This is a genomic window from Paenibacillus psychroresistens (assembly GCF_009728935.1).
Taxonomy (GTDB): domain Bacteria; phylum Bacillota; class Bacilli; order Paenibacillales; family NBRC-103111; genus Paenibacillus_AC; species Paenibacillus_AC psychroresistens.
The window spans coordinates 2,597,755-2,623,444 of the sequence record NZ_CP034235.1 but is presented as its reverse complement, the minus strand read 5'-3'; the positions used below and the strand labels follow the sequence as shown (position 1 = coordinate 2,623,444).

At 41.1% G+C, this 25,690-nt stretch carries 26 protein-coding genes and 1 pseudogene; 5 read left to right on the top strand and 22 right to left on the bottom strand.

The window, feature by feature from the left end; all coding sequences use genetic code 11:
• Positions 1 to 124 precede the first annotated feature (124 nt).
• Both EHS13_RS11750 and EHS13_RS11745 read left to right on the top strand, forming a co-directional pair.
• Positions 125 to 1,174 (top strand): permease, encoded by a 1,050-nt coding sequence (locus tag EHS13_RS11750; protein ID WP_405083558.1) that lies wholly within the window; start codon positions 125 to 127, stop codon positions 1,172 to 1,174.
• An 18-nt stretch (positions 1,175 to 1,192) separates the two neighbouring features.
• Entirely contained in the window at positions 1,193 to 2,089 is an 897-nt protein-coding gene (locus tag EHS13_RS11745) for a TIGR03943 family putative permease subunit (RefSeq protein WP_227013898.1), read from the top strand.
• Here EHS13_RS11745 and EHS13_RS11740 read toward each other — a convergent pair.
• The 5 genes from EHS13_RS11740 to EHS13_RS11720 are packed head-to-tail and all read right to left on the bottom strand — an operon-like array spanning position 2,086 to position 6,695.
• Positions 2,086 to 2,784 (bottom strand): response regulator transcription factor, encoded by a 699-nt coding sequence (locus EHS13_RS11740; RefSeq protein ID WP_227013897.1) that lies wholly within the window; start codon positions 2,782 to 2,784, stop codon positions 2,086 to 2,088. The two genes, EHS13_RS11745 and EHS13_RS11740, sit on opposite strands and share 4 nt — an antisense overlap.
• A gap of 12 nt (positions 2,785 to 2,796) precedes the next feature.
• Positions 2,797 to 4,260 carry a sensor histidine kinase gene (locus EHS13_RS11735; RefSeq protein WP_155700530.1) on the bottom strand — a complete coding sequence of 488 codons (1,464 nt, stop codon included), beginning with the start codon at positions 4,258 to 4,260 and terminating at the stop codon, positions 2,797 to 2,799.
• A gap of 11 nt (positions 4,261 to 4,271) precedes the next feature.
• Complete coding sequence (locus EHS13_RS11730) at positions 4,272 to 5,024, bottom strand: DUF2705 family protein (protein WP_155700529.1); 753 nt, start codon at positions 5,022 to 5,024, stop codon at positions 4,272 to 4,274.
• On the bottom strand, positions 5,017 to 5,757 hold the full coding sequence (locus EHS13_RS11725; RefSeq protein WP_155700528.1) for an ABC transporter ATP-binding protein: 741 nt from the start codon (positions 5,755 to 5,757) through the stop codon (positions 5,017 to 5,019). The genes EHS13_RS11730 and EHS13_RS11725 overlap by 8 nt, the downstream gene beginning before the upstream one ends.
• 20 nt (positions 5,758 to 5,777) lie before the next feature.
• The gene (locus EHS13_RS11720) at positions 5,778 to 6,695 is read right to left on the bottom strand and encodes a hypothetical protein (RefSeq protein ID WP_155700527.1); all 918 of its coding nucleotides are present in this window, start codon (positions 6,693 to 6,695) and stop codon (positions 5,778 to 5,780) included.
• Positions 6,696 to 7,023: 328 nt separating this feature from the next.
• Here EHS13_RS11720 and EHS13_RS11715 point away from each other — a divergent pair, with 328 nt between their 5' ends.
• The gene (locus EHS13_RS11715; protein ID WP_155700526.1) at positions 7,024 to 7,287 is read left to right on the top strand and encodes a hypothetical protein; all 264 of its coding nucleotides are present in this window, start codon (positions 7,024 to 7,026) and stop codon (positions 7,285 to 7,287) included.
• A gap of 64 nt (positions 7,288 to 7,351) precedes the next feature.
• On the opposite strand, the gene EHS13_RS11710 is transcribed toward EHS13_RS11715, so the two are convergent.
• Together EHS13_RS11710 and EHS13_RS11705 are read right to left on the bottom strand one after the other, a co-directional pair.
• Positions 7,352 to 9,067 carry a proline--tRNA ligase gene (locus tag EHS13_RS11710; RefSeq protein ID WP_155705313.1) on the bottom strand — a complete coding sequence of 572 codons (1,716 nt, stop codon included), beginning with the start codon at positions 9,065 to 9,067 and terminating at the stop codon, positions 7,352 to 7,354.
• A gap of 219 nt (positions 9,068 to 9,286) precedes the next feature.
• Positions 9,287 to 9,655 (bottom strand): response regulator, encoded by a 369-nt coding sequence (locus EHS13_RS11705; RefSeq protein WP_155700525.1) that lies wholly within the window; start codon positions 9,653 to 9,655, stop codon positions 9,287 to 9,289.
• Between the two features lie 274 nt (positions 9,656 to 9,929).
• On the opposite strand from EHS13_RS11705, the gene EHS13_RS11700 reads away from it, so the two are divergent.
• Positions 9,930 to 10,850 (top strand): hypothetical protein, encoded by a 921-nt coding sequence (locus tag EHS13_RS11700; RefSeq protein WP_155700524.1) that lies wholly within the window; start codon positions 9,930 to 9,932, stop codon positions 10,848 to 10,850.
• 112 nt (positions 10,851 to 10,962) lie between these two features.
• Here EHS13_RS11700 and EHS13_RS11695 read toward each other — a convergent pair whose 3' ends face one another.
• Positions 10,963 to 11,985, bottom strand: coding sequence for a Gfo/Idh/MocA family protein (locus tag EHS13_RS11695; protein ID WP_155700523.1), 1,023 nt, complete (start codon positions 11,983 to 11,985; stop codon positions 10,963 to 10,965).
• Positions 11,986 to 12,175: 190 nt separating this feature from the next.
• On the opposite strand from EHS13_RS11695, the gene EHS13_RS11690 reads away from it, so the two are divergent.
• Positions 12,176 to 13,135, top strand: a complete 960-nt coding sequence (locus EHS13_RS11690; protein WP_155700522.1) for a 2-hydroxyacid dehydrogenase — start codon at positions 12,176 to 12,178, stop codon at positions 13,133 to 13,135.
• Here the strand turns inward: EHS13_RS11690 and EHS13_RS11685 are convergent.
• The 14 genes and pseudogenes from EHS13_RS11685 to EHS13_RS11620 all read right to left on the bottom strand — a co-directional run bounded on the left by EHS13_RS11685 (position 13,130) and on the right by EHS13_RS11620 (position 25,687).
• Positions 13,130 to 13,774: a response regulator gene (locus tag EHS13_RS11685; protein ID WP_155700521.1), complete on the bottom strand. Its 645-nt coding sequence runs from the start codon at positions 13,772 to 13,774 to the stop codon at positions 13,130 to 13,132. The two genes, EHS13_RS11690 and EHS13_RS11685, sit on opposite strands and share 6 nt — an antisense overlap.
• Entirely contained in the window at positions 13,771 to 14,556 is a 786-nt protein-coding gene (locus EHS13_RS11680) for a sensor histidine kinase (protein ID WP_227013896.1), read from the bottom strand. Before EHS13_RS11680 ends, EHS13_RS11685 begins: the two co-directional genes overlap by 4 nt.
• Before the next feature lie 96 nt (positions 14,557 to 14,652).
• Positions 14,653 to 16,743, bottom strand: coding sequence for a methyl-accepting chemotaxis protein (locus EHS13_RS11675; protein WP_155705311.1), 2,091 nt, complete (start codon positions 16,741 to 16,743; stop codon positions 14,653 to 14,655).
• A gap of 302 nt (positions 16,744 to 17,045) precedes the next feature.
• Positions 17,046 to 17,264 (bottom strand): annotated as a pseudogene (locus tag EHS13_RS11670) (peptidase U32 family protein); the annotation flags it as partial.
• Positions 17,261 to 17,473, bottom strand: a complete 213-nt coding sequence (locus tag EHS13_RS11665; protein WP_155700520.1) for a U32 family peptidase — start codon at positions 17,471 to 17,473, stop codon at positions 17,261 to 17,263. The pseudogene EHS13_RS11670 and the gene EHS13_RS11665, both read right to left, overlap by 4 nt.
• A gap of 21 nt (positions 17,474 to 17,494) precedes the next feature.
• Positions 17,495 to 18,598, bottom strand: a complete 1,104-nt coding sequence (gene mltG / locus EHS13_RS11660) for an endolytic transglycosylase MltG (protein ID WP_155700519.1) — start codon at positions 18,596 to 18,598, stop codon at positions 17,495 to 17,497.
• Positions 18,599 to 18,675: 77 nt separating this feature from the next.
• Entirely contained in the window at positions 18,676 to 18,984 is a 309-nt protein-coding gene (locus EHS13_RS11655) for a DUF1292 domain-containing protein (protein ID WP_155700518.1), read from the bottom strand.
• A complete protein-coding gene (locus tag EHS13_RS11650) occupies positions 18,985 to 19,290 on the bottom strand; it encodes a DUF1292 domain-containing protein (protein ID WP_155700517.1) in 306 nt (101 codons plus the stop codon).
• An 8-nt stretch (positions 19,291 to 19,298) separates the two neighbouring features.
• Positions 19,299 to 19,715, bottom strand: a complete 417-nt coding sequence (ruvX, locus tag EHS13_RS11645) for a Holliday junction resolvase RuvX (protein WP_155700516.1) — start codon at positions 19,713 to 19,715, stop codon at positions 19,299 to 19,301.
• Complete coding sequence (locus EHS13_RS11640) at positions 19,712 to 19,972, bottom strand: IreB family regulatory phosphoprotein (RefSeq protein ID WP_155700515.1); 261 nt, start codon at positions 19,970 to 19,972, stop codon at positions 19,712 to 19,714. The genes ruvX and EHS13_RS11640 overlap by 4 nt, the downstream gene beginning before the upstream one ends.
• 87 nt (positions 19,973 to 20,059) lie before the next feature.
• On the bottom strand, positions 20,060 to 22,693 hold the full coding sequence (gene alaS / locus EHS13_RS11635) for an alanine--tRNA ligase (RefSeq protein WP_155700514.1): 2,634 nt from the start codon (positions 22,691 to 22,693) through the stop codon (positions 20,060 to 20,062).
• A gap of 343 nt (positions 22,694 to 23,036) precedes the next feature.
• Positions 23,037 to 24,107 (bottom strand): AI-2E family transporter, encoded by a 1,071-nt coding sequence (locus EHS13_RS11630; protein ID WP_155700513.1) that lies wholly within the window; start codon positions 24,105 to 24,107, stop codon positions 23,037 to 23,039.
• Between the two features lie 145 nt (positions 24,108 to 24,252).
• On the bottom strand, positions 24,253 to 24,447 hold the full coding sequence (locus EHS13_RS11625; protein WP_155700512.1) for a hypothetical protein: 195 nt from the start codon (positions 24,445 to 24,447) through the stop codon (positions 24,253 to 24,255).
• A gap of 82 nt (positions 24,448 to 24,529) precedes the next feature.
• Positions 24,530 to 25,687 carry a cysteine desulfurase family protein gene (locus EHS13_RS11620; RefSeq protein ID WP_155700511.1) on the bottom strand — a complete coding sequence of 386 codons (1,158 nt, stop codon included), beginning with the start codon at positions 25,685 to 25,687 and terminating at the stop codon, positions 24,530 to 24,532.
• Positions 25,688 to 25,690 lie beyond the last annotated feature (3 nt).

Here is a 25,690-nt window from a genome sequence, read left to right as displayed (position 1 = left end):
CTAAGCTGTAGAAGCCTTTGGCTATCTGCAGCTTTTTCTGTTGGCACATGTTGTCCTATATACACCTTTTCTAGCATAGTCTATACTGTATGAATGCTAATCTCTATTAAAGGAGTCTTGTGTATTGCGAACAACTATCTATAATACCAGCCTCTATTTTATCTTCATTTGTGCCCTTATCTATATCTTTCTATTGCTGACGAATCAGCATTTACCCGATATGTCGTGGATCAGCAGCGCCAATATGCAGAACTTCAAAACTATGTTTCTAAGCATTATCTTGGAAGCACTGCCGTTTATTCTACTAGGTGTTCTAATATCATCACTCTTACAGATTTTCGTATCTGAACAAACCATTACACGAATTATTCCTAAAAATCCATTCTTAGCCATTCTATTTGCTTGTTTGATCGGAATTATATTCCCTGTGTGCGAATGCGGCATGATTCCGATTGTTCGCAGATTAATTAAAAAAGGCATGCCCGTTTATGTAGCCGTTGTTTTCATCCTCACTGGACCCATTCTTAATCCTATTGTGTATGCTGCTACCTTTATGGCATTTCGTTCAAGACCTGAAATTGCTTATTCCCGTATGGCATTGGCTTTCGTCGTTGCCTCTGTCATTGGTCTTATCATTTATCGCTTCGTGAAAGGCAACGTTCTGCGTGTCACTGCCGAAGTTCTACATTCACATGCTCACTCTGGCGAACAAGCTCATGTACATGACCATACACATGATCACAGCCATGAGCACGGACAAAGCCACAGCAACAAGCTGTTTTCTTTGTTGGGTCATGCATCGGATGAGTTTTTTGAAATGGGCAAATATTTAATGTTTGGTTCTTTAATCACGGCAATTATTCAAACCTTTGTGGCCCGCGAAAGCTTGGTTTCCATCGGTCATGATGGATTGGGCTCTCACATATTCATGATGGGCTTTGCTTATATTCTGTCACTCTGCTCAACGTCGGATGCTTTTGTAGCTTCTTCTTTTGTTAACACTTTTACGACAGGCTCGCTGCTGACTTTTCTCGTGTTTGGTCCTATGTTGGATTTTAAAGGTACCCTTATGCTGCTCTCTGTATTTAAAGCTAAATTTGTGCTTCTCTTGTCGGGATTAATCGTCATCACCGTGCTCATCGGTTCCCTAATATTTGAACGCTTAATTTTCTAAAAGAAAGGCGGATGCGCCGTGGAACAAAAACGTAGTTTGACAGGCCATTATTGTCTAAGAGCAGCCATCTTAACTGGCTTTGCCATGTATATTCTTTATTTAGTCAAGTCCGACAACATTCTCTATTATATTGCTCCAAGAAATATAATTTATGTAAAGCTGTCTGCGATTGGATTCTATGCCATCGCTGTTTATCAGATTTTTCTGGCAATTAATTCCTATATGGGGCGAAAAGTGGACTGCGAGTGCGATCACCCGCCTTCTCGTTCGATAATTAGGAATACTGCGGCATACAGTCTATTCATTCTACCTTTGTTATTAGGCTTTCTACTGCCAAACAGTGCGATGGGCAGTGCTTTAGCTGCAAAAAGAGGTGTTAATCTAAGCAGCTCGCTAACTAGCAGCAACAGCGTCACGCTTAATAAACCATCGGTTATTCCAACCGCGGCTGAGATAGATCCTAAATTAAAAGCACTGTTTAAGTCTGATAAATATGATGAGGGCTTTGCTCAACTTGGGATGAAGTTATATAAGAAGGACCTAATTCAGGTTAAAGAGGAAGGCTTTATTGAGACCCTCACCTCTTTGGATATGTTCATGAATAATTTCATTGGCAAAAAAATCGAGATTAGCGGTTTTGTCTATCGCGAGGATGATATGCAGGATAATCAATTTGTTGTTGCACGTTTTTCGATTCAATGCTGTACAGCAGATGGCTCGCCTTTTGGCATGATGGTTAAATTCGACCAAGGTCAAAAGCTCGCGAAAGATACATGGGTCAAAATTACCGGAACCATCAATAAATCAACTTATCGCGGCAATGAGATTATGACCTTGGTTGCTGATAAAGTCGAGAAAACCACCCCAGCTAAATCGCAATATGTGTATCCGAATTATGATTACGTCGGCGATTAAAGCTGGAACCGATAGCCTGCGCCCCAAACCGTCTCAATGTATTGTGGATTGGAAGGGTCAAGCTCGACCTTTTCACGTATTTTACGAATATGGACGGTGACGGTGCTAATATCGCCAAACGAATCCATGCCCCAAATGCGATCAAACAATTGATCCTTACTGAAGACCCGATTTGGATTTACAGCCAGAAAGCTTAGCAGTTCAAACTCCTTGGTCGTAAAAGCAACCTCCTCTTCATTCACATGAACTCTGCGTGAGGTTTTGTCAATCAACAAGCCGCGCACACGAATTTCGTCATGCTTATGCTCGCGATTGCCAATAAATCGCTCATAACGAGCCAGATGAGCTTTAACGCGTGCCACCATTTCACCTGGGCTGAATGGCTTGATCATATAGTCATCTGCCCCTAAGCCTAGACCACGAATTTTATCAATATCTTCTTTTTTCGCAGAGATCATGATGATTGGAGTATCCTTCTGACTACGAATTTTGCGACAAATCTCGAAGCCATCTACCTTGGGCAGCATTAAATCGAGAATAATTAAATCATAGGATTCGTTCAATGCTCTCGCTAAGCCCTTATCCCCGCTGTGCTCCATATCCACTGAATATCCATTGATCTCAAGGTAATCCCGCTCCAGCTCAGCAATGCTTAATTCGTCTTCAATAATTAGAATTTTGCTCATATTCATCATCCTTCTCTCTTCTCAAGCTTTTTTTACCGTGAAGAAAATACTTGTTCCGTTACCCAGCACGCTAGTAGCTCTGATTTCACCGCCATGCCCCTCAATGATCTGTTTAACGATCGCTAAACCTAGGCCGCTGCCACCCGTTTTTGAGTTTCTTGAAGGATCTGCCCGATAAAAACGTTCAAAAATATGCGGTAAAGCTTCGTCTGCTATCCCCTGTCCGTTGTCTTGAATCTGGATTAGCACCCACTCCTCTTGATCCGTTAATCTTATCGTAATCAGCCCCTGCGGCTGTTCCATATATTTTACAGAGTTTTCGAGAATGTTCAGCACTACTCGCTTTAGCTTCTCTCTGTCAACCGCCACCTGAAAAGCGGCATTCTTCGGTAAATCCAAAGAAAGCAAAATGCCTTTTTCATTGAAATCAAACTGCAGCTCCTCTGTACAATCCTCCAAGAAACGAACCAGATCCACCTTTTCAAAATGAAACGGCACATTGTGTAAATCGAGTTTGGAGAATAAAAAGAGCTCGTCAATTAAACGATCCATATCTGTAGCTTTGGCATAAATCGTTTTAATGTATTTATCAAGCTTATCGGGTGTATCGGCAACTCCATCCAGAATGCCTTCAACATAGCCTTTAATGCTGGTTACGGGTGTCTTTAGGTCATGGGATATATTGGATATTAGCTCTTTGCGATTCTCTTCATATTGTAATTGCAGATCAACTGAATACTTCAGCTTACCGCGCATTTGTTCGAAGGCCATGAATAATTCTCCGATTTCATCCTTGGAGTTCGATTTGACCACATAATCTAAATTGCCCTCTTTAATTTGTTCTGCCGCTCGTTTTAAAGCTTTCAAAGGGCGGACAATACTACGTGATACGAAGTAAGTCAACAAACCATTGGTAATCAGTAAAATCAATAATAAAGAGATGACTAGAATGAATAAATATTTACCTGCGAATTTCCCTAATGGATTCACATCTGTGACAATAAAAACGCTGCCTTTGCTCTGATCCGCATATTTAAAATCGTAGTGGCTCGAAACAAAAAATTGTTCAATAAAATTTCGTGTGAGCTGGCTCTCATCTGCTTTTCGCTCGCCCATGCTCTTTACAGCCTCTAGGAAAGCAGGTTTATTAATCGAAGGTGAGGAATAAACTACTTCATCATTCTTCTCTACAACCATCCCCATATTAATTTCCTTTAATCTACGGTTCCAGCTAGCCAGCTTAGTTTCATTGCTAATCAGAGATTCGGGATCAAGTGAAGCCAGCTGCTTAATTTCTGTGAAAACCTCTTCCTGCTGCTGGATAAATGTTGCTAACGGATTTTGCTGACGAAAATCAAAATGATATAAGCCGCGCAAATCACCGAAAAAAGCAACGACCACTATCACTACACCAATAATCAATAAAAATAAGGGAATCAATAGCATAGCCAGATAGGATAAAAGTAACCGAACGCGAATGGACATACATGTGCTCCTTAGACTTCTTTTTTATCAAAGAAATAAAATCCAGCCGTAAAACACAATATACTACATGCCGCTATAAACATAAAGATACTTATTAATTTCCCCAGTGCAACTGAGCTGCTCAACCATAGTACATGCCAATCCGTATAGGAGGTTAATGAATATAAGGAAACTTGCGGCAAGAAAAATGAAGCAGCTTTTATCCCCATGTAAAGAATGATACAAATGATTAACGCACCGCTTCCACTGCGGGTAAATTGAGCGATTAAAACCGCAATACAGGTTAAAGCAATAAACGGGATGACCGCTACGATATAAGCAAGAAGTGCATCCAAAATCCCTTGTGGCATCCCGGCTTTCACACTAAAGAACAATCCGGACAATATCGAAGAAATTCCTGCAGCAATTAAATATAACATAGTATAGATACCGAGTGAGATATGCTTGGAAGCATAGATTTTAAAGCGTGAAATCGGGCGTAATAAGACAATTTTTAATGTGTTTGAGGAAGCTTCCCCGGCAAAAGAATCGGCTGCTGCCATAAATACAAACAGCGGTAAGATAAAGCTAGTGAATAAGCCTAGTACTAAGATAGGATAATCAGCAGCCGTTATCGATGCAATTCCTAGCTTACTCTGGAAACTAGCGATTAACAACGCTCCAACAAGAGGTATGAGCGCAGATAAGATCAGAAAGAACACGGTTTTCTTCTTCCAAAACTGTTTCTCGGTCTCATTAACAACATTAGCCACTAAACTATACATAAGAAACACGCTCCCGCTCTTCGGCAATCTGGGCTAAGAAATATTGTTCTAAGGATTCATGTGGACTTTCCAAGAGATCACTTCGGCTAGCTTCCTTTAGAAACTTACCCTGATTGACAATGCCGATTCGACTGCACATTAACTCCATCTCGCGGATTAAATGACTGGAAATAAAGAAAGTAATTCCTTGCTCCCTTGCTAGCTGAATAATCGTTTCTCGTACATCAACCATACCTTCAATATCCATTCCATTGGTTGGCTCATCGAGGATGACTAGCTGAGGTGAAGAAAGCAGGGCAGAGGCTAATCCTAGCCTCTGTTTCATCCCAAGTGAGTAGTGGCCTACCTTTTCTTTGGCAAAGGGTGCTAATCCAACTAGCTCGAGTACTTCATCTACACGTTTACGCGGAAGGCTTGGATAGAATCTAGCTGCGAGCACCAGGTTTTGATAACCGCTCATATACGTATAGGCATCGGCTGTTTCGATCAAACAGCCTACTTGTGCCATGGCCAGCTCAAACTGTGAAGAAATATCATAACCGAATAATAAGGCCTGACCTTTATCTGCTTTACATAACCCCGTGAGGATTTTCATAAGCGTAGTTTTTCCCGATCCATTTGGACCAAAAAAGCCGTAAATCTCACCTTTGGCTACGTTAAAGCTCATATTCTCTATGCCGCGATTATTGCTATATTTTTTGGTGAGTCCGCTGACTTCGATTACATATTCCATGCCTTCCACTCCTTCTTGGTTTAGTTATTATCCTGATTTGCTAATTCTTTCAGGCTCAGGTTTTGCACCTGTTTACCCGTTAAATCTATTACATCTGGCACAGTATTATCTTGATTGCTCAATGTAATGTCGAAATCAAATTCAAGCTCATGCCCAACGCCAGCAGCATCCTTACCATAAATCGTTAACTGTGCGTTCTGGTGATCCAAGCTGTCATCAGCCGTAATATCACCGGTTAATTCTATGGAACGAATGGAAATGTCTTTCACAAGCTTAGGCAGCTCGTTAAGGAAATCTGTATTCAAGAGACCATGTAAATCTTCCTTATGCGCTGCATTCTCAGCAAGGCTTTGACCACCATTTTTAATTAAAATAGAAGTAATTGAATTGACGATTGTCGGTAATTGCGTACCCTTAAGCTCTACCTTAATTTGTTTGGATCCATCTTCATTAGTCTGCAAATTAACTTCATTACGAAGCTTGCCAACCAGTGAATCAATCACATTCTCAGCTTCATTGGCGATTTCGCTGTTCGGCTGATGCTTCTTCCATTCCTGGCGTTTATTGTGCTTGTTATCACCCATATTCAAGATAGTGTAAACCTCGCTATCCCCACGTTTGATGATCTCTTGATTGTCTTGGTTGTATAACTCGAATTGTTGAAGACTGTTTGCGCTCTTCACTTCAACCTTACCACTCGAATGTTGATTCACAGAGTCGAATTTAAGTGTAGATTTAAGCGCTACAATTGACTTATCGTTGTCGGTTACCGATAGATTGAACGCCCCGGTAACACTCTGTGCCGTGCTTGTGTGCTTTAATGCTGTTTTGTAAGCATCATAGCCGGCGTAATCCCCTACCCCTGCATATACAGAGGTTACTAACAAAATACTACCTGCGACACCACCAAGACCCATCCAAACCGTTTTCTTCTTCATTGCGATTGCCTCCTTAGATTAAGTGAGAGCATTACGAATATTAAGCAGTTAGCTTGATGCTATTCGCTCTTCTCCGAGTTTGTTCTCTACCTCTATCATCTTACCTCCCAGCTATTAAGCGCTTCTCAAGCAAATCTAAAGCCCATCTAAACATTTCTAAAATTCCGCTAAACAATTCTAAAATTTTCCTTAAGAAAATAGTTCATCGATTTAATAATTGGCTTTCTAGGCCTCACACATCTAGGTAAATGCACATACAGTGGTAAAGAATACTCATATTGAATTCCATGATAAAATGTAAACCCATATGGAGAGATAAGGTGATTGCATGTCAATTGATCAACGTCCCATAGGAAGGCCGCCGTTTCATCCTTTCCAGCCTTTTCAGCCTTTTCATCCCTATCAGCCCTTTCATCCTTACCAGCCCTTTCATCCAGTTGAACCATTTTACCCGCCTTTTTTTGGTTATCCCCTATATCCCTATTATCAGCAGCCTTATTACCCTTACCAGCCCTATGGCCCTTATGAGCCCTACGGCGATGGATATGGTCCTTACCCTGCTTCACCGCCGCCTTATGTGCCAGGGTACTAAAAAGCAAAAAGGATAAAGCAGCCAAAACATCTGGCGCTTTATCCTTTTTGCATTTAATGACGGTCTAGCTATTAATAAGCTCCGTTATTCTCAAAAAAGCATCTTCAATAGATATAGCTATTTTATCAGCAGGTGTACGGCGCTCTTTAAACTCAACAAACCCATCACCCGCCAGCTTCCCTACGATAACCTGAATAGGAATACCGATTAAATCAGCATCTTTAAACTTCACTCCCGGACGTTCATCACGATCATCAATCAGGACTTCGATTCCTGCACTAATCAAACGTGAGTATAATAATTCACTCAGCTCCATTTGGGTTGAATCCTTAACGGAGACAGGAATCAGATGGACCTGATAAGGGGCAATAGATCGCGGCCAAATGATGCCATTCAGATCATTGCTCTGCTCCACGATTGCAGATAATAACCGCGAAACACCAATGCCATAACAGCCCATAATCATCCATTGCTCTTTGCCTGTTTGATCTAGAAACTTTCCGCCTAGCTTTTCACTATATTTGGTTCCCAGCTTGAATACATGCCCAATTTCGATTCCACGAGAAAAATGCAAGTTGCCTTTACAACGTGGACACACATCATCCTGATTGGCATTTCGGAAATCACCAATCTCTTCAATTGAAAAATCACGAGACGGTTGAATATTTATTAAATGGTAGTCGACTTCATTAGCTCCGACGATACCGCTTGTCATCCCAGCAACTTCCCGATCGACTAGAAGTGGTATAGCTAAATTAAGCGGACCTGCAAAACCAAATGGAGCTCCTGTAACATTCAAGACAATATCCGCATTAGCTAATTCAATCTCTTCTGCACCCAAATAATTTTTCACTTTAGTTTCATTAACTTCATGATCTCCTCTTACTAAAACAGCAATAGGCTCACCATCCGCAACAAAAATAAGCGTTTTAATAAAGGAATTAGCAGTCCGGTCAAGTGATTGAACAAGCTGTTCAATAGTATGTGTTTGAGGTGTATGAATTTTTTCATAGCATGATGCAGGGGATTTATCTGACTCTGTCGCCGTCTCTTGTGACTGAAAGAATTCTGCTTTTTCTAAATTTGCCGCATAATCGCACTCCACACAGCTAATAATGGTATCCTCGCCAATATCAGATAAAGCCATAAATTCATGCGTCTCCCCACTGCCGCCAATAGCCCCGGCATCTGCTTCAACAGCTCGATAATTCAAACCAATACGATCAAAAATGCGGCAATAGGCTCCATGCATTTTCCAATAGGTTTCATTCAAACCTTCCCAGCTTGCATCAAAAGAATAAGCATCCTTCATCAGGAATTCTCTGCCTCGCAGCAGTCCAAACCGTGGTCTTCGTTCATCACGATATTTGGTTTGAATTTGATATATGCTAATAGGCAGCTGCCTATACGAGCTAATTTCATTACGTATAAGGGTCGTGATTACTTCCTCATGAGTGGGTCCTAGAGCAAATTCGCGATCATGGCGATCTCTAAATCGAATAAGCTCATCCCCGTAAACGGCATATCGGCCGGACTCTTGCCAAAGCTCTGCTGGCTGCATGGCTGGCATGAGAACCTCTTGGGTTTCAATACGATCCATTTCTTCACGAACGATTTGAGAAACCTTGTTTAATACACGCCAGCCTAGCGGCAAAAAGCTATAAATCCCAGCTGCCAATTGCCGAATCAAGCCTGCTCTCAGCATGAGGCTGTGACTTTTGGCTTCCGCATCGGAAGGCACCTCTCTTAATGTAGGAATCCATAGTTTACTTTGATGCATCAAAAATCAGAGCCCCTTTTCATAGTTATCTGGCAAAATAAAACACATTCGCCAAGGACGAATGTGTTCGCATTTTGACATTTATATCCTTGTTTTTTACTCACTCATATATGTTCTTATTATCTTTGTATACTAAATTTAGGTATGAAAGTAAGATGCTCCTATGATAAATTGAATATATTCTTGTTAAATACATAAGGTTAGAGTCATCTTCATGAATTAATTTGATTTACTCAGTACACTCAATATAGCTTCAATTACGCGTTCCTTTTCAAAAGGCTTGACAATAAAATCTTTAGCTCCTGCCCGAATGGCATCCAATACCATCTTCTGCTGCCCCATTGCTGAGCACATGATAATATTAGCTGATGGATATTGCTTCAATATTTCCGTAACCGCCTCTAATCCGTCCATTTCCGGCATCGTAATATCCATCGTAACAATATCAGGGAGATATTGTGTAAATAAATTTACTGCTTCTAAGCCATCTTTTGCTTCACATACAACTTCAAAACCGCCTTGGGTCACAATATTACTTAGCATCTTTCGCATAAAGGCAGCATCGTCAACAATCATGACTTTAGTCATACTTTATCTCCCAACCCGTTGATATACTCTTAGTTTACATGATTTACACTCAGTTATAAAGTTATTCTATATTTTTTTGAGGGGAGAACTATAATAATTTACTTTGAAGCTCATTCTGCTGTGATTGGTGAATTTGTAATTTGTAGGTTTATAAGGCATTCGATTGCATTATAAGAACCTTTGTCGAATGGCTTTCCAATAAGAGGACATTGCCTTTTTTCGTGGAAATTATGAGCATTATACAAATAATTTCTATTGTGAAAGGAAAATGATCATGAATAACAAATCAGTTTTACTCGGTTCACTGCTTTTGCTTGTAATACTTTCAGGCTGTACAGCAACTGCTCCCGCTACTGTCTCACCACAATCCTCATCTGCTTCCACACCTCTGCCCACTATGGCAGATAAAGACACTCTTGCAAAAGCGACAACAACGACACCTTCTTTTGAAATAGAAGGGCTGCATAACGGTGATATCATTGCTAATGATGAGGTTAACCTGCAGGTTCAACTTAACAATTTCACCTTAGTAGATCGTAACACAGAGCATACACCTGATACCAATCAAGGCCATATTCATTATTGGCTGGATTCGAATCCAACCGATCCAGGCGCTGCCGTCCAAATTGATAAGGATCCTGAGCATATCCTCCTCTCTAATTTGAAAGCTGGCCAGCATATTCTAACGGTCAAGCTTGTGGGTACGGATCATCAGCCATCTACGGAAACAACTACACAGATTATTACGTTTATGGTCAAACGTGGGAACGCGACAGATGCAGCAACTAATTCAGAGCCACCTAAATCGGAAAATGCATCCCCTACTCCGCAGCCAACAGCGAAGAGCACTGCCAATGAAGCAGATGCGGATAGTGCTGTTTTCTCCATTACAGGTTTGAAAAACGGTGATATTGTTACAACACAGGATTTAAAATTCGCGATAGAAGTAAATAAACTGGATATAGTTAACTACGGCGATAACCCTGAAGCAAAAGCAGGGGAAGGACATATCCATATTTGGTTAGATACAACTTCTACAGAAGCAAAAAACGCTATGAAGGTTTATATCGACCCCAAGCATACTGTCATTAAGAATATAGCTGAAGGCGAGCACACGATTCTTGTTGGTCTTGTTGGCAACGACCACCAAATTATTGGGGACAGACAAGCCATTACTTTTAGCGTAAATCGTTAAGTCTTTAATTCAGATAAGGAATTTGTACAGCAAAGGAATTGCAAAAACCATCGAGGCTCTTATTGGCTTCGATGGTTTTAGTTTTACTATTCGATTGTGCTTTTCAGATACACTAGTGAATGGAGACTAGCGTTTTAGAAGCAGCTGATTCCAACGCGGCAAGTATCACTTTCAATGATTTCATGCCGTCTTCCCCAGTAATGGCTGGAGGCGTGTTAGTTAAGATACTATAAATAAAAGAATCAATAACCCCGCTATGTGTTTGTCCAGTATTGGTAGACATAGCACCTACATCGTATTTATCAATTGTACCATCTGTTCGCTCTACAATCACTTGATCTACAGGGTCTGTACCAATTTTGATCACACCATTCTCACAATAAAGCAAGGTACTGTTATCCTCGCCTTTATAATAGGTCCAGCTGGCTGTTAAGGTGCCAATCGAGCCTTTGCCCATTCGCATGATACAAATTGCATTATCGTCTACTTCCGTATCCTCTTTATGCAAGGTTTCAACAAATGCGCTAATCTCTACAACTTCATCATCCAAGAGCCAGCGGATTAAATCTGCTTTGTGTACGCCAAGATCTCCCATGGCACCTACAATAGCAATATCCTTTTGGAAAAACCAGCTTTCTTTGCCGTCTGCGCTCCAGCTCTCTGGTCCAGGATGGCCAAAGGCTGTACGGAAGGTAAGTACCTTACCCAAATCACCAACTAGCAAAACTTCCTTCGCTTTCTGATGTGCAGGCATTAGCCGTTGATTATGGCCCACCATAAGGATTACACCACTATCCTTAGCCGCTGCAATCATTCTTAGAGCATCAGCCTCAGAAGCAGCCATAGGCTTCTCACAGAGCACATGGAAACCTGCACGAGCTGCAGCAATGCTAATAGGTGCATGGTATAAATTTGGTGTGCAGACGCTTACTGCATCTAATTCTTCATTATGGAACATTTCCAGGTAGTCTGCATAAACCTTACCGCCATATTCTTCTGCCATCAAAGTCGCACGTTCTACATTCGGATCACAAAATGCAACAATTTCAACAGCATCATTATGTGCATATTCTGGTGCATGACGATACTTGGTAATAGACCCACAACCAACAATTCCTATTCTAAGCTTAGTCATTTATATTTCCCCCTACTAATTTCTCATTCTCATTAATTAAATATTCTAACATAATACCCGAAAAAAATACATTTGCACACAAGCCTTCTTTTTGACACAATGTAACAAGAGACGACTAACACTGCTAACGGACAACTTGTTACATTCCCCCTGTTAGCAGTATACCCCTACCATTTAAGGAGATGCTCGCATGAAGCCAACGGTATTAATCGCTAGACCCATTCCGTCCGAAGTAGAAGATTATATTGCGAGCCATTGTACGATTCTTAAATCATCAACCAACGAAGCTATGCCACGTAAAGAAATGCTGAGGCTGCTTGCCGCGGCGGAAGGCTTGCTAACCACTGGCGGCAAAATTGATGAAGAATTACTTAAACATGCCCCGCTTTTAAAAGTCGTAAGCAATATAAGCGTAGGCTACAACAATATGGATTTAACCGCGATGAAAGCCCGTGGAGTGATTGGGACGAATACACCTGAGGTATTGGATGAGACAGTAGCCGATCTAGTATTCTCCTTAATTCTTGGCGCTGCTCGCAGAACGGCAGAGCTTGATCAATATGTTAAACAAGGTAAATGGAAGCAAGGTGATGACGAAAGCTTATTTGGCTTAGACGTCCATCATGCTACATTAGGCATTATTGGGTTGGGGAGAATTGGTGAAGCCATTGCTCGCCGAGCTAAGCTCGGTTTCCTGATGAATGTTCAATATTACAATCGCAATCGCAAGATAGATGCTGAAACAAATCTCGGAGTAATCTATCAGCCGATGAACGAATTGCTTCGTACCTCTGATTTTATTCTATTGATGACGCCATTAACAGAGGAAACCACCCATTTAATAGGAAAAGAGCAATTCTCGCTAATGAAGTCCAGCGCGATTTTTATTAATGCCTCTCGTGGAAAAACAGTAGACGAAACGGCATTAATAGAGGCGCTGCAGAACAAACAGATATATGCAGCAGGCTTAGATGTTTATGACCGAGAGCCTGTAGATATCGATAATCCATTGCTGCAAATGTCCAACGTTCTAGCCTTGCCCCATATTGGTTCTGCTACAGCAAAGACACGCACGGATATGGCTTTTCTCGCTGCTAAGAACTTAGTTAGTGCTGTGTTGGGCCAAACTCCACCCAATCCACTATCATAACCGTTCATTCTTTACTGCAAAAGCCGCTAATTGTACTCGATTGTCGAAAGAAAGCTTTTCCAAGAGGTTTTTAATATGATTTTTCACTGTATTCTCAGCAATAAATAACGATTCAGCAATTTGCCGATTAGTAATTCCTTTGGCAACAAGAGCTAATATCTCATGCTCTCTTGGGGTTAAAAGTTGGACAATCGGATCCTCCTTAATCCCTAACCCTGTTTTAAACCGGTAAAATAAACGATCTGCCATCATTTTAGGAATATCTGAATCCTCTTCCAACAATGCGCCCAAATAATTTACCCACTCCATTGGATCCATATCTTTCAGAAGGTATCCTTGGGCGCCATTCTTAATGGCTGTGAATAAATCTGTAACAGCGTCTGATACACTGAGAATGACCACTTTAATCCGTGCGTTCTGCTCTTTAATTAATCGTGTGGTTTCCAGACCATTCATTCCAGGCATGTGAATATCGAGTAAGACAACATCGGGCTGCAATTGCTCACAGGCTTTAATCGCATCCAAACCATTGGTTGCTTCCCCAATTATGATATAATCCGCTTCATCCTCCAAAAGGGCTCTAACAGCTTGACGTGCTAGCGGATGATCATCCACAATTAAAATTCGATATGGCTTCATACCTTCTGCACCTCCTTGGTTCCTTTAACGATAATTTCCAAGCCACTTTTGTCTATTGTTTGGTAATTTAATTCAGCCGAAATTTCTTCAGATCTTCTTTTCATCATCAGCATTCCATATTTATTCTCGGTCATTCGCTCTTCTCCTAAACCTTGTCCATTATCCCTTATTCTTAAAAACCATTGATTCTGCTCAGCTTGAAGCGAAATATCCACTTGGCTAGCTCCAGAATGCTTGCGTATATTCGTAAAGGCTTCCTGAATAATACTGAGAAGATGTACCTCTTCCATCGTGGAGAAATAACGTTCCTCTAGCTTAAATTCATCCGTAACCGTAATCCCTGTGATTAGCTGCCATTCTTGCAGCCATAACTGAATCCTTTCAACGAAATCGGTGACCTCATCTGGTGAGCTTCGCAGATTAAATATCGCCTGCCTCACTTGATTATTGATGTCCGATACAGCGGCTTTTGCTTCCTCCAAATGGCCTTTCTGCAGCTTAACATGCAAGAAAAATAACGTTTGTGCGATATTATCGTGCAGTTCATTTGCAAGTCGCTCACGCTCCTCATAAACAGATCTTCGCGCTTGTTCCTCCACTAAATGCTTATTGCTTTGCTCAATACGACGAAACATCCAGTTCGCAAAAATATAGGACAAAACAAAGGTTAGTGCGGTTATATAAAAATTCCCAGTTTCCATCGTCATATAATCCAACAATACCTCGTGGCGAATGTATTCAAATCCGCCAATCATTAAGGTTGGAAGAAGTATAGTAATCATTCGCAAGACAACGTAGTTCATCGACACTTCCCTTTCTTTTACCTGATTGTACACTAAAAAACCTTCCCTTTGAATGGGAAGGTTTTTAATAATAAATTAAACTCTGAACTTCGAAAGCGAATTCTGCAGGGAATGTGATAGCTCTTCCAGCTTAACAGATAGGTTTACTAAGCCCTGACTAACATTTAATTGTTCATTACTTAGGGATGCAACCTCTTGAGAAGTAGCTGATGACTCCTCCGATACCGCACTTACATTAGTCATGGCTTCTGTTAATACATTTTGTGATTCATCCAATACCTGAATGGAAATAGTTACACCTGACAATTGTTCGACGAAGCCGCCCATTCTTTCTTGCACCTGTGCAAAAATCAACTCTGCATCTTTTACGGATTTGATTTGCTCTTGGAACAATGGATAGGCTTCAGATAGGACTTTTACCGTTTCATCGATTTCCTTTTGAATGGTGACTGTAATGGTACCTACAATTCCAATATTATGTTTCGATTGCTCTGCTAGTTTACGTATCTCATCTGCTACAACCATAAAGCCTTTACCCGCAGCGCCTGCACGTGCAGCCTCAATAGCTGCATTCAAGGATAAGATATTGGTTTGCTTAGTCATATCATTCAATACATCAAGAATCTTGCGAATGGATGATGTACTATCTTTTAAACGATCGACCTTCTCCACCATGGAACGAGTCATGACCTCTGTTGATGTCGTTTTAGTTGTTAGTTCTGCCATGTACTGGGTACCTTGCTGACTTGCGTACTGCACTTCAGTAGCTGAAACACCCATGTTAGCATTAGCTTCCACAACTTGCTTCATTTGCATACTAATTTCATGAGTCAATCCATTGCCTCTTTCAGCTTCCATTGCAAGACTTGAGGCGCCATTTGCTATCTCTTCTGTCGCAATTGCGATTTCCCGAGCTGAATTGGCCGTCAGATTGGAAGAATTCAAGAGTTCACCCGCTGTAGCAAGCACATCACTTGCCGATTGATTCGTTTGTTTAACCAAGCGAGTGATCTGTTCCATCATTTGATTGAAGCTTGTGCTCAATTGGCCAATTTCATCTTTACTCTTGTGTTGGGTACGAACCGTTAGATTTCCTTGTTCGCCTTCCATCATCAAGTTACGTAGAATTACCAATGGACGACCAATCAAACGTGCCACAAACCAGCCGGCTAAACAGGCAACAATTACGGCAAATAGAACAATCCATAAAGTAGCATTTAAAATTTGACTTGTTTCTTTAACAAGCTCTTCTACAGGTGCAACTGCCTGAATGGTCCACCTGGATTTCTCCATGGTTTTGTAGACTACTAATTGCTTTTCACCATCATAATTACCTGTTTTATTATCGTAATCGTTTGTTAGGTCTTCATCCTTCAATTTATCAGCGTCTACAATAGATGGAATGTGATAAACAGCTTCAATTGCCTCGCTTTTTGAAGGCGTAATCAATTTATTCTGATTGTTAACGATCACAATTTCACTTTTAGTACCTGGCTCACTGCTAATTTTAATTTGAGCCATGCCTTTTATGAGAATATCTTCATCAATTTCCATGACTAGCACAAAATTAATCCCTGACTCTGGTTTCAATAATCGGCCAATAGCAAAGGTTGGTTTTGCACCTTCCGTATACCCTTTTACTTTTGTATCCAACCATGAAACTGCACCGTCTGCTTTAACAATCTGATCAAACCAAGGTTCCTTGACGTACTTATCAGGTTCTTCAAAGGTAGTAGCAGTGGTTAATGGCTTTAAAGTCGGATCAATAGGGAGAATATGTATATTAGTTAACCCTGTCTTCCCGAAAAGTTTTTTGGAAAGCTTATCTAATATCTTGCGAAACGCAGTAAATTTATCAAACTCTTCACTCTTGGCATAGCCGTAAACACCTAAATTATCTGTTATCTCTGAATCTGTTAAAATGTCATAAGTCATATTCTCAAAATTACCAAAAATCAGATCTAGCTTTTCTCCAGCCTGATTAATCGTTTGTTGCGTAGATGAAGCCATTTTCGTCGTTATAATGCCTTTAGATTGGGAATAAGAGAAAAGACCAGTAGCGGCAACTAGTACAACAATACAAAGAAAGAAAATAATAAACAGCTTCATTCCCACTGACTTTAAAGGGTTTTCAACCTTTACATTTTTTAAATTTGTAGTTTGCATCGAAGACGAAAGCGGTTTCCAAACTCGGGATAGCTGTGAAAATTGCTTCTTTATAAATGCGATAAATGCCTTCAAGTTGTCACCATCCTAATATTATAAAATAATTGTTAATTAGTATTTCGACATTATTCTACGTTTCCCTTTACCAAAATGAGAAAATTATCATAATTTGGCAGTCTTTTTTTTGCGCATCCGATCTAGGGGCTTTACGCGCTGCAGAACCTTGATAATCCAACACCAATCTAGCAAAATCAAACTCATTTAGTTTATCCTCTAGTGCAAAAATATGGTCCTTATGATCACAGATTTTGTAAATACTCCTCCAATCCTGCTATATCTTCATTATGAGCATAAATATTAGCTGCAACGAATACCTTCGCACCATATCGTGCTGCGAATTCAACGCCTTCACGCATTTCGTCAAAGCTGAAATTGCCTGCATTCGAACGAAGTCCATATTTCTGTCCACCTATATATACAGCATCTGCACCGTAATGTACAGCAAATTTAAGTTTTTCTAGCTTCGGTAGTTGCTCACCATATTCCGTTTGGAATGAAAGATATTCGTCATCATTTCCGGATTCCAATGCATCGGAATAGCTACTGCTGCATTTCTGGTTGCCATTAATACGGCAGGATCACCAAATATGACGGCATCTGCCCCTGCTTGAATAAGCACTCGTATTTCTGCAATCGAACCAGTTGTGACTAATAATTCAGGCTTTTTCATACCTGAACATCCTTGGCTTGATTATTTTTTAGCGTTGCTTTTAGCAATATTCTTTTTGTGCTGTGCAAAGGTTTCGGCGAACAAATGCCCCGAGGTCCCATCTTTTTTCGTTACATAAAACAAGAATTTTGTCACTTCTGGATAAAGAGCTGCCTTTATGGAAGCCAAGCTTGGGCTGGCAATTGGTCCAGGTGGTAATCCGGTATGCAAATACGTATTATATGGACTTTCAATCAGTAAATCCTTTTCGTATAAACGTTCTTTAGATTCGTCGAATAAATACTGGACGGTTGCATCAATTTGCAAGGGCATTTTATCCTTCAAGCGATTATAGATCACTCCTGCTACTTTGGCCCGTTCTTCCTCAACCACAACTTCACGCTCTACTAAAGAAGCAAGAGTCAACAGCTCGTGGAACGATAATCCTTGTTTCTCTAATTGAGTTTGCCAGTCTGCCGGCAGCTGCTCCAGCTTATTATCCCATTCACAAAGCATCCGTTCTATAATATCTTCCGTTGTGCTATCTTTCTTCATTTCATAAGTATCCGGATACAAATACCCTTCTAAACGGTGTTTAATGGCTTTATCCGATGGAATATCCGCCGTCCAGCCACAGCTATAGCTGCGATCTGAATCCGTGGTTGCTATAAAAGCGGTTTTATCGACAAGCTTCTGCGTACTTAGCTTTGCAGCAATCTGCTCTACATTGAATCCTTCTGGGATGGTAAAACGCATGACTTCTACTTTTACAATATCACCCTTATTAAGATGATCGATAATTTCTTTATTCTTCAGGCCTGGCTTCATTTCATATGTACCTGCTTTAAACTGTATACCTTCTTTTGTGTACTTTAAATAATACCAGAACATCGAGCTGTTCCGAATCAAGCCGTTCTCCTCTAGAATATCCGAGATTTGAGTAGGGTTTGAACCCGTTGGAATCGTAAACCGTACTACCTGTTCTGATGCAGCAACTGGTTTCAGTTCTTTCGTTACATAACGCCATCCATAAAAGGCTAGACCTGCTAAAAGAATTAACAAAATAACGATAACAATGATAATAACTTTGAATACTTTTAACAATCGATTGGGCTTAAGCTTTGAGCTCTGCTCGGAAAAATCCATCACAATCACCTCGGCGGTTATTCGACAAAAAAAGGGACGACCTATTGTCGCCCCTCTTATTCTAACCTATAACTTGTTTATTCGTCAAAGGTGACTGTAAGCTCATCATAGAGTTCGGCAACGGCTTCCCATTCGTCATCATCCATGATGGTTTCCAGCTCAAGCTCACCCTGAGGATTCTCATTAATATAGAAAAGGGATATTTCCTCATTCTTGTTCAATTGGACCGATTCCAACACCGCGTAAAACTTCTCTTTCACAGAAAATTCGGCAAGAATACGATAAGTGATTGGCTTACTATTGCCGTCCTCAAGTTCTATTTCCGTTCCAAAAGCGTTCTGCAGCAAGTGAATAGGCTTTAGGTCTTTCAATTGATAAGAATCCATCTATTTACCCTCTTCCTGCTCCTCTTCTTCCTCGAGCTCAGCCATTAATGTATTGAACGTTTCTTCAACGATTTTCCACTCTTCTTCATCTTCGATCGTGTAGAGCTGAAGGTCGTCTCCGTCTTCTTCATAGCGGAAAGCGTAGACTTCATCGCTTTCTTCATCTTCACTTTCTTCCAACGGAACAACCATCATATATTTGCTGTCGGATCCATCCACTTCAAATTTCATAATCACTTCAAATTCCTCTTCGTTGCCTTCTTCGTCAGGAATATAAATGATTTCCGGTTCTTCAAAATCTGTCATGGTTATCCTCACCTTTTCGTTTTAGAGTCCAAATAGTTTTGCAGAATAAAAACCGCAGCAAGCTTATCCACAACCAATTTACGTTTTGCTCGGCTAACATCCGCTTCCAATAAAGTACGCGTAGCTGAAACCGTGGTTAATCGCTCATCCCACATGTGTACCGGCACCTGAAAATGCTCGCGAAGCGTCTCAGCAAAAGCCAGACATGTTTCTCCACGGGGTCCAATAGTTGCGTTCATGTTCTTCGGCAAACCTACAACGATCTCCGTAACTTCATATTGCTCCATTAGAACTTTCATCCGGTCTTTATCCAAAGCATCGGTTTTGCGCCGAATGACTTCAATTCCCTGTGCTGTCCAGCCAAATGGATCACATATTGCGACACCAATTGTTTTGTCGCCGTAATCCAATCCCATAATCCTCATTTATTATGAGTCAAATAAGAACGCACTAGCTCTTCAATCAACTCATCGCGCTCTCGTTTTCGAATTATGCTTCTAGCATTATTGTGTCTCGGAATGTAAGCCGGATCGCCGGACAGCAAATACCCGACTATCTGATTGATCGGATTGTAGCCCTTTTCTTGAAGAGCATCATACACGGTCAAAATAACTTCCTTCGACGATGTCTCGACGCCTTCCGGTATAACGTCGAACTTCATTGTTTTATCCATGGAACTCATCACAGGCACCTCCCCAAAAAAGTTCATCTTGATATATTCTCTACGGTGAAGATAAATTCCTTTTCAATTTGAAAATTTTACAAATAATCAACTAATGGTTTGCAGTTTAATCATCGCTTCGACAGCGCGTAGTGCTTCTGGTAGCTTGCTTGCATCCTTGCCGCCTGCTTGAGCTAAGTCTGGACGTCCGCCTCCACCTCCACCACAGATAGTTGCTGCTTCTTTGACTATTTTGCCTGCATTAAAACCTTTTGCAATTAGATCAGGAGTAACCGCAGCGACTAAATTAACTTTATCCTCGCTAACAGAGCCTAATACTATAATCGCAGAATTCAGCTTAACTTTCAATTGATCCACAATTGTGCGCAGCGAATCCATATCACCATTGCCGACTTGGGCTACTAAAAGAGTTACTCCGCCCACCTCTTTTATTTGATCTGTTAATTGCCCTGCTTCCACATGGCTCAATTTGCCACGCAGCGATTCGTTCTCTCGATTCAGCTCTTTCAGCTGTGCCAACAAACCATCTACTCGCTTGGGAACATCACTTATATTGGTTTTTAACAATGCTGCAGATTGCTTAAGTAAATCCATTTGTTGTTCTAAATATTCATATGCACTTCGCCCTGTAAAAGCTTCTATTCTCCGAACTCCTGAACCGATTCCACTCTCACTTGCGATTTTGAATAGTCCAATTTGTGCTGTGTTTGTAACATGGCAGCCCCCGCATAATTCGATGCTGTAATCGCCTACTCTTACAACACGTACGATATCACCATATTTTTCACCGAATAAAGCCATTGCTCCTAGTGCCTTAGCTTCAGCAATAGGCTGAAGGGTAATGTTCAAGGTGGTGCTTTGCCAAATTTGCTGGTTAACCCGCAATTCAATTTCTTGCAATTCGTCTGGTGTAATGCCTCCAAAATGTGAGAAATCAAAACGCAAGCGGTCTGCTGAAACCATGGAACCTGCTTGATTCACATGTGTCCCTAAAACATCTTTAAGCGCTTGATGGAGTAAATGTGTGGCAGTATGATGCTTAATAATATCATCGCGAAGTGCTCGATCCACTGTTGCATCTACGGAATCACCTAGTTTTAATTCACCAGATTCGACAGCCACAAAATGTACGGTCTGCCCTAATGGCGCTTTGCCCACTTCTTCTACAATTGCATTCGCACCTGCCGTTTTTAACCAACCATGATCACTGACCTGACCGCCGCTCTCTGCATAAAACGGAGTTCGATCTAGAATCACTTGGCAGGTATCCCCTTGATTCACACTTTCTACAAATTGTTGGTTATGGATAATGGCAATAATTTTTGCAGTTGTTACCAATTCATTATATCCAACAAATTCACTTTTAGTCGTAAAAGTCGAAAGTGGACCGCCCTGTACCTTCATGCTCTCACTGTCGTGACGTGCTGATCTGGCTCGATCCCGTTGGCTATCCATCGCTTGATCAAAGCCCTCACGGTCTACAGACAGCCCCTGCTCTTGTGCATAATCTTCTGTCAGGTCAAACGGGAAGCCGTACGTATCATAAAGCTTAAATGCATCTGCTCCGCTAATTTCAAGTTTGCCTTCCGATTTAGCGCGTTCCGCCAAGACTGAAAGCAAGCCTAAGCCGTCCGATAACGTCTCATGAAAACGTTCCTCTTCTGTGCGAATAACCTTTTGGATAAATTCACTTTTCGCTAGAACTTCTGGATAATAGCTATTCATCACTTCGCCTACAACCGTCGTCAATTGATATAAAAACGGCTTGTTGGTGCCAAGCACCTTCCCATAACGGACAGCACGACGCAACAAACGGCGAATGATATACCCGCGACCTTCATTGGATGGCTGAACCCCGTCTGTGACTGAGAATACGACTGTTCGGATATGATCTGCAATGACTTTTAAGGCAACGTCTTGTTCTTCACTTTCGTTATATTTCACACCAATTAATTCACAGGTCTTCTGAATAATCGGCTGGAATAAATCCGTATCAAAGTTAGAGTCGACGTCTTGCAAAATCGAAGCAAATCGCTCCAATCCTGCGCCTGTATCAATGTTCTTATTAGGAAGCGGAGTATAGCTGCCATCCTTATTATGGTTGAACTCAGAAAAAACGACATTCCATACTTCCAAAAAGCGCTCGTTTTCCCCACCTGGCCAGCATTCAGGATCACTTAAATCACCATATTTGTCGCCGCGATCATAGAAGATTTCTGTACAAGGACCACATGGGCCTTCACCGATATCCCAAAAATTATCTTTATCCAGCTTGTAAATGCGTTCTGCCGGTATCCCTATTTTATCATGCCAATAGCCATAAGCATCTGGATCCTCTTGATAAACCGTTACCGATAGACGGCTTGGCTCAAAGCCAATCCATTTAGGATCCGTGAGAAATTCCCATGCCCAAGTAATAGCTTCTTCTTTAAAATAATCACCAATCGAGAAATTGCCAAGCATCTCAAAAAAAGTGTGATGTCTGCGAGTTTTCCCAACGTTCTCAATATCATTTGTACGAATACACTTCTGTGAGTTCGCAATACGCGGGTTATCCGGTATCACTCTTCCATCAAAATATTGTTTAAGTGGTGCCATCCCAGCGTTGATCCAAAGCAAAGAAGGATCATTATGAGGAACCAATGGTGCGCTAGCCTCAATTCTGTGACCTTTTTCAGCAAAAAAATCAAGCCATTTTTGACGTATGACGCTTGCTTTCATTTCCAATTCCTCCTATTTATGAAAATAAAAATCGCCCCTGTATAAATACAGGGACGAATCAAATTCGCGGTACCACCCTGGTTATTGCTAAATAAATGCCTAAGCAAGTATTCATGCAATCGCCTTAAGTAGACTATAACGGGTCTAACCGGTGGAGATTGTCCACACTCGGAAATTAGCATCGACCACTCTTCAATCGTTAGGTTCTCGCAGCCATGTTGTCCGTTTGAACGACATGAAACCTTATCTCTGTGCGATGGGCTTTGGCTTCATTGATTTCTTCTACGTTTTAGGAAAATTATAAACATCTGCATCCCAGATGTCAACTCTACAATCACTTGATCTACACGGGTTTATGGTGATTGTAGTAAGCGCTGAGATGCTGATAAATCACTTTCAAGACGGCAAAGAATGGTACAGCTAAGATCAATCCAATGATCCCTCCGAGTTCGCCGCCAACCAATAACGCAAATATCACAAAAAGCGGATGCATATGCAAGGTTTTTCCGACTACCTGCGGTGAAATGAAATTCCCTTCCAAGGTCTGCACCAGGATGTTCACTATCGCGACATATAACAGCATCTTCCCAGATATCGAAGACGCCATAATTAATGCCGGAGCTGCACCCAGATATTGACCTATATAGGGAATCACATTGAAAATGGCAACAACACTTGCCAGAAGGAGCATATAAGGCATGCCAATAATCCAGTAGCCAATGTAGGCAAGAACTCCCACAATGATACAAACTATAAATTGGCCGCGAATATAACCTCCCAGTGTTGTATCGATATCCACTAACATTCTTATCGTACGCTCTCGGTGTTTGGCTGGGATGAACGTTAGCACTGTTTTTTCAATAAGCTGAAAATCCTTCAATATGTAAAAAGCCATAAAGGGAATAATAAAGGCAATGAACAGCATATTGATTGTATTGCCAATGCCATGAATATAATTGGATATCATCTTGGAAATTCCATTCTCGAACTTATGTAATGCTGTATGGATGCCCTTTTCAACTGTATCTGGCAGCAGCTGATTATCTTTAACCGTGTTCATCAGGTTTTGCGCTTTAACTGTGAACTCAGGCATATGCTCGTTTAGCTCCTGAAGCTGTTTCATGAAAATCGGAATCAAATTCATTAAGATCACAGTTATAGAAGCTAGGAATACCGTATAAATCAACAAGACGGCAATGGTTCTTGGAACACGTCTTTTATTAAGCAAGCTGACGACAGGGTTTAACACGTAAGAGATTATCATAGCAATGGCGAATGGTGTTAGAACCTCCGCAAGAAAAGTGTAGAGATCTGTCAATAGGGGGCGGATTTGCATCAGCATGAATACAATAAACAAGGATAACAAGCCATAAATCATGCCTGCAAACCAACGATTTTTGGCAAAATAGTCCAATAGAAATTCCCTCCTTTTGAAAAAGGACTAGCTTCTATGAACAGTATATGTAAACTTAACCTGCTTTAAACCAAAAAACATCCGCTTTCAACTAGACTGCTCTAAATTTAGGCAATCTGTTGAAAACGGATGTTTTTTTGATTCGTTAATTGGCGTGGATTTGAGCGATTTCCTCTTCGAAGAAAAGATCATCTAATGAACTTAAAGTACCATCTTCTTCTACTTGATAAACCGACATCTTTTCGCCATTTATGGTTAATTCGATGAAACAGCCCCAGCAATAAAATTGGTGGGAACCTATCTTCCCAATATCCTTGGAGTTGCAATTCGGACAGCGCATATGCTTTCACCCTATTCTTGGTTAAATGTAGCCTTTTATTCTTTTATCCATTTTTATCACTTTTTAAACATCAAGTGACTTATTATTTATTACGTATGCGTTGCACAATGGTTGCAATAACTTGCGTACACTGTTCAATTTCCGCTTCCGTGTTTGTCGAACCGAAGCTAAATCGAATCGCCGAAGACGTTATCCCATCCGGTAAATGCATAGCCTTTAGTACATGGGACACTTCTAAAGAACCCGAAGTACAAGCTGAACCACTTGCTGCAGCAATACCTGCTAAATCTAGGCTCATCAGCATGGTCTCTGTCTCAACACCTGGAAAGCTAATATTCAGGATATGGGGCAGGTACATTTCAGAATGGCCATTTACTACAAAACCCTCATCTCCCAAATGTAGTCTAAGTGATTCCAGCATCGTTTTCCGAAGCGCCTCTAGATGCTGTATTTTGTTAGCCTTGTTGGTAATAATGAGTTTTACTGCTGCCGCAAAGCCTACAGCCCCTGCAACATTTTCTGTTCCCGCTCGGCGTTTGCGTTCTTGTGAACCCCCAAATTGCAAAGGATTCAGCTTAATTTTACTCGAACAAAAAAGCGCACCAATACCCTTGGGTCCCTGTATTTTGTGAGCGGATAAAGACATTAGATCTATCGGAAGAATAGAAAGATCAATAGCCTCCGTTCCCAAACATTGCACAGCATCCACATGGAAAAGAATACCGTGATCATGAGCTATCTTGCCTAATTCTGCGATCGGTTGAATCGTACCGACCTCATTATTCCCATATATGATACTGATTAAAGCCGTTTCCGGTCGTATAGCGGCTGCTAAATCCTTCGTACATACCAAACCTTGAGAGTCCACTGGCAGATAGGTGACGTTAAAACCAAGTCGCTCTAACTGCTCGCAAGAATGAAGCACCGCATGGTGCTCTATTTGGGATGTGATGATATGATTCTTGTAAGAAGCCGTTGAGGCAATCGCAAGCACAGTACCGAATATAGCTAAGTTATCGCTTTCCGTGCCACCGCTAGTCCAGATGATCTCTTTACTCACACAATTTAGAGCACCAGCTAGAACTTCACGAGCATCATTAAGCGCAGAGCGTGAAGCCCTACCCCAAGCATGAATGCTGGAAGGATTGCCAAAAACTTCAGTCCAAAAGGGAAGCATTTGTTCTATGACAATGGGATGTAGCGGTGTAGATGCTGCATGATCCAAATATATAGCCTTCATCTG

Excerpts from the sequence above, each read along its gene's own strand:
- EHS13_RS11740 (WP_227013897.1), bottom strand. The coding sequence starts at position 2,784 with ATGATGAATATGAGCAAAATTCTAATTATTGAAGACGAATTAAGCATT.
- EHS13_RS11735 (WP_155700530.1), bottom strand. The coding sequence starts at position 4,260 with ATGTCCATTCGCGTTCGGTTACTTTTATCCTATCTGGCTATGCTATTG.
- EHS13_RS11730 (WP_155700529.1), bottom strand. The coding sequence starts at position 5,024 with ATGTATAGTTTAGTGGCTAATGTTGTTAATGAGACCGAGAAACAGTTT.
- EHS13_RS11725 (WP_155700528.1), bottom strand. The coding sequence starts at position 5,757 with ATGGAATATGTAATCGAAGTCAGCGGACTCACCAAAAAATATAGCAAT.
- EHS13_RS11720 (WP_155700527.1), bottom strand. The coding sequence starts at position 6,695 with ATGAAGAAGAAAACGGTTTGGATGGGTCTTGGTGGTGTCGCAGGTAGT.
- EHS13_RS11715 (WP_155700526.1), top strand. The coding sequence starts at position 7,024 with ATGTCAATTGATCAACGTCCCATAGGAAGGCCGCCGTTTCATCCTTTC.
- EHS13_RS11710 (WP_155705313.1), bottom strand. The coding sequence starts at position 9,067 with ATGCATCAAAGTAAACTATGGATTCCTACATTAAGAGAGGTGCCTTCC.
- EHS13_RS11705 (WP_155700525.1), bottom strand. The coding sequence starts at position 9,655 with ATGACTAAAGTCATGATTGTTGACGATGCTGCCTTTATGCGAAAGATG.
- EHS13_RS11700 (WP_155700524.1), top strand. The coding sequence starts at position 9,930 with ATGAATAACAAATCAGTTTTACTCGGTTCACTGCTTTTGCTTGTAATA.
- EHS13_RS11695 (WP_155700523.1), bottom strand. The coding sequence starts at position 11,985 with ATGACTAAGCTTAGAATAGGAATTGTTGGTTGTGGGTCTATTACCAAG.
- EHS13_RS11690 (WP_155700522.1), top strand. The coding sequence starts at position 12,176 with ATGAAGCCAACGGTATTAATCGCTAGACCCATTCCGTCCGAAGTAGAA.
- EHS13_RS11685 (WP_155700521.1), bottom strand. The coding sequence starts at position 13,774 with ATGAAGCCATATCGAATTTTAATTGTGGATGATCATCCGCTAGCACGT.
- EHS13_RS11680 (WP_227013896.1), bottom strand. The coding sequence starts at position 14,556 with ATGATTACTATACTTCTTCCAACCTTAATGATTGGCGGATTTGAATAC.
- EHS13_RS11675 (WP_155705311.1), bottom strand. The coding sequence starts at position 16,743 with ATGCAAACTACAAATTTAAAAAATGTAAAGGTTGAAAACCCTTTAAAG.
- EHS13_RS11665 (WP_155700520.1), bottom strand. The coding sequence starts at position 17,473 with ATGAAAAAGCCTGAATTATTAGTCACAACTGGTTCGATTGCAGAAATA.
- mltG (WP_155700519.1), bottom strand. The coding sequence starts at position 18,598 with ATGGATTTTTCCGAGCAGAGCTCAAAGCTTAAGCCCAATCGATTGTTA.
- EHS13_RS11655 (WP_155700518.1), bottom strand. The coding sequence starts at position 18,984 with ATGGATTCTTATCAATTGAAAGACCTAAAGCCTATTCACTTGCTGCAG.
- EHS13_RS11650 (WP_155700517.1), bottom strand. The coding sequence starts at position 19,290 with ATGACAGATTTTGAAGAACCGGAAATCATTTATATTCCTGACGAAGAA.
- ruvX (WP_155700516.1), bottom strand. The coding sequence starts at position 19,715 with ATGAGGATTATGGGATTGGATTACGGCGACAAAACAATTGGTGTCGCA.
- EHS13_RS11640 (WP_155700515.1), bottom strand. The coding sequence starts at position 19,972 with ATGAGTTCCATGGATAAAACAATGAAGTTCGACGTTATACCGGAAGGC.
- alaS (WP_155700514.1), bottom strand. The coding sequence starts at position 22,693 with ATGAAAGCAAGCGTCATACGTCAAAAATGGCTTGATTTTTTTGCTGAA.
- EHS13_RS11625 (WP_155700512.1), bottom strand. The coding sequence starts at position 24,447 with ATGCGCTGTCCGAATTGCAACTCCAAGGATATTGGGAAGATAGGTTCC.
- EHS13_RS11620 (WP_155700511.1), bottom strand. The coding sequence starts at position 25,687 with ATGAAGGCTATATATTTGGATCATGCAGCATCTACACCGCTACATCCC.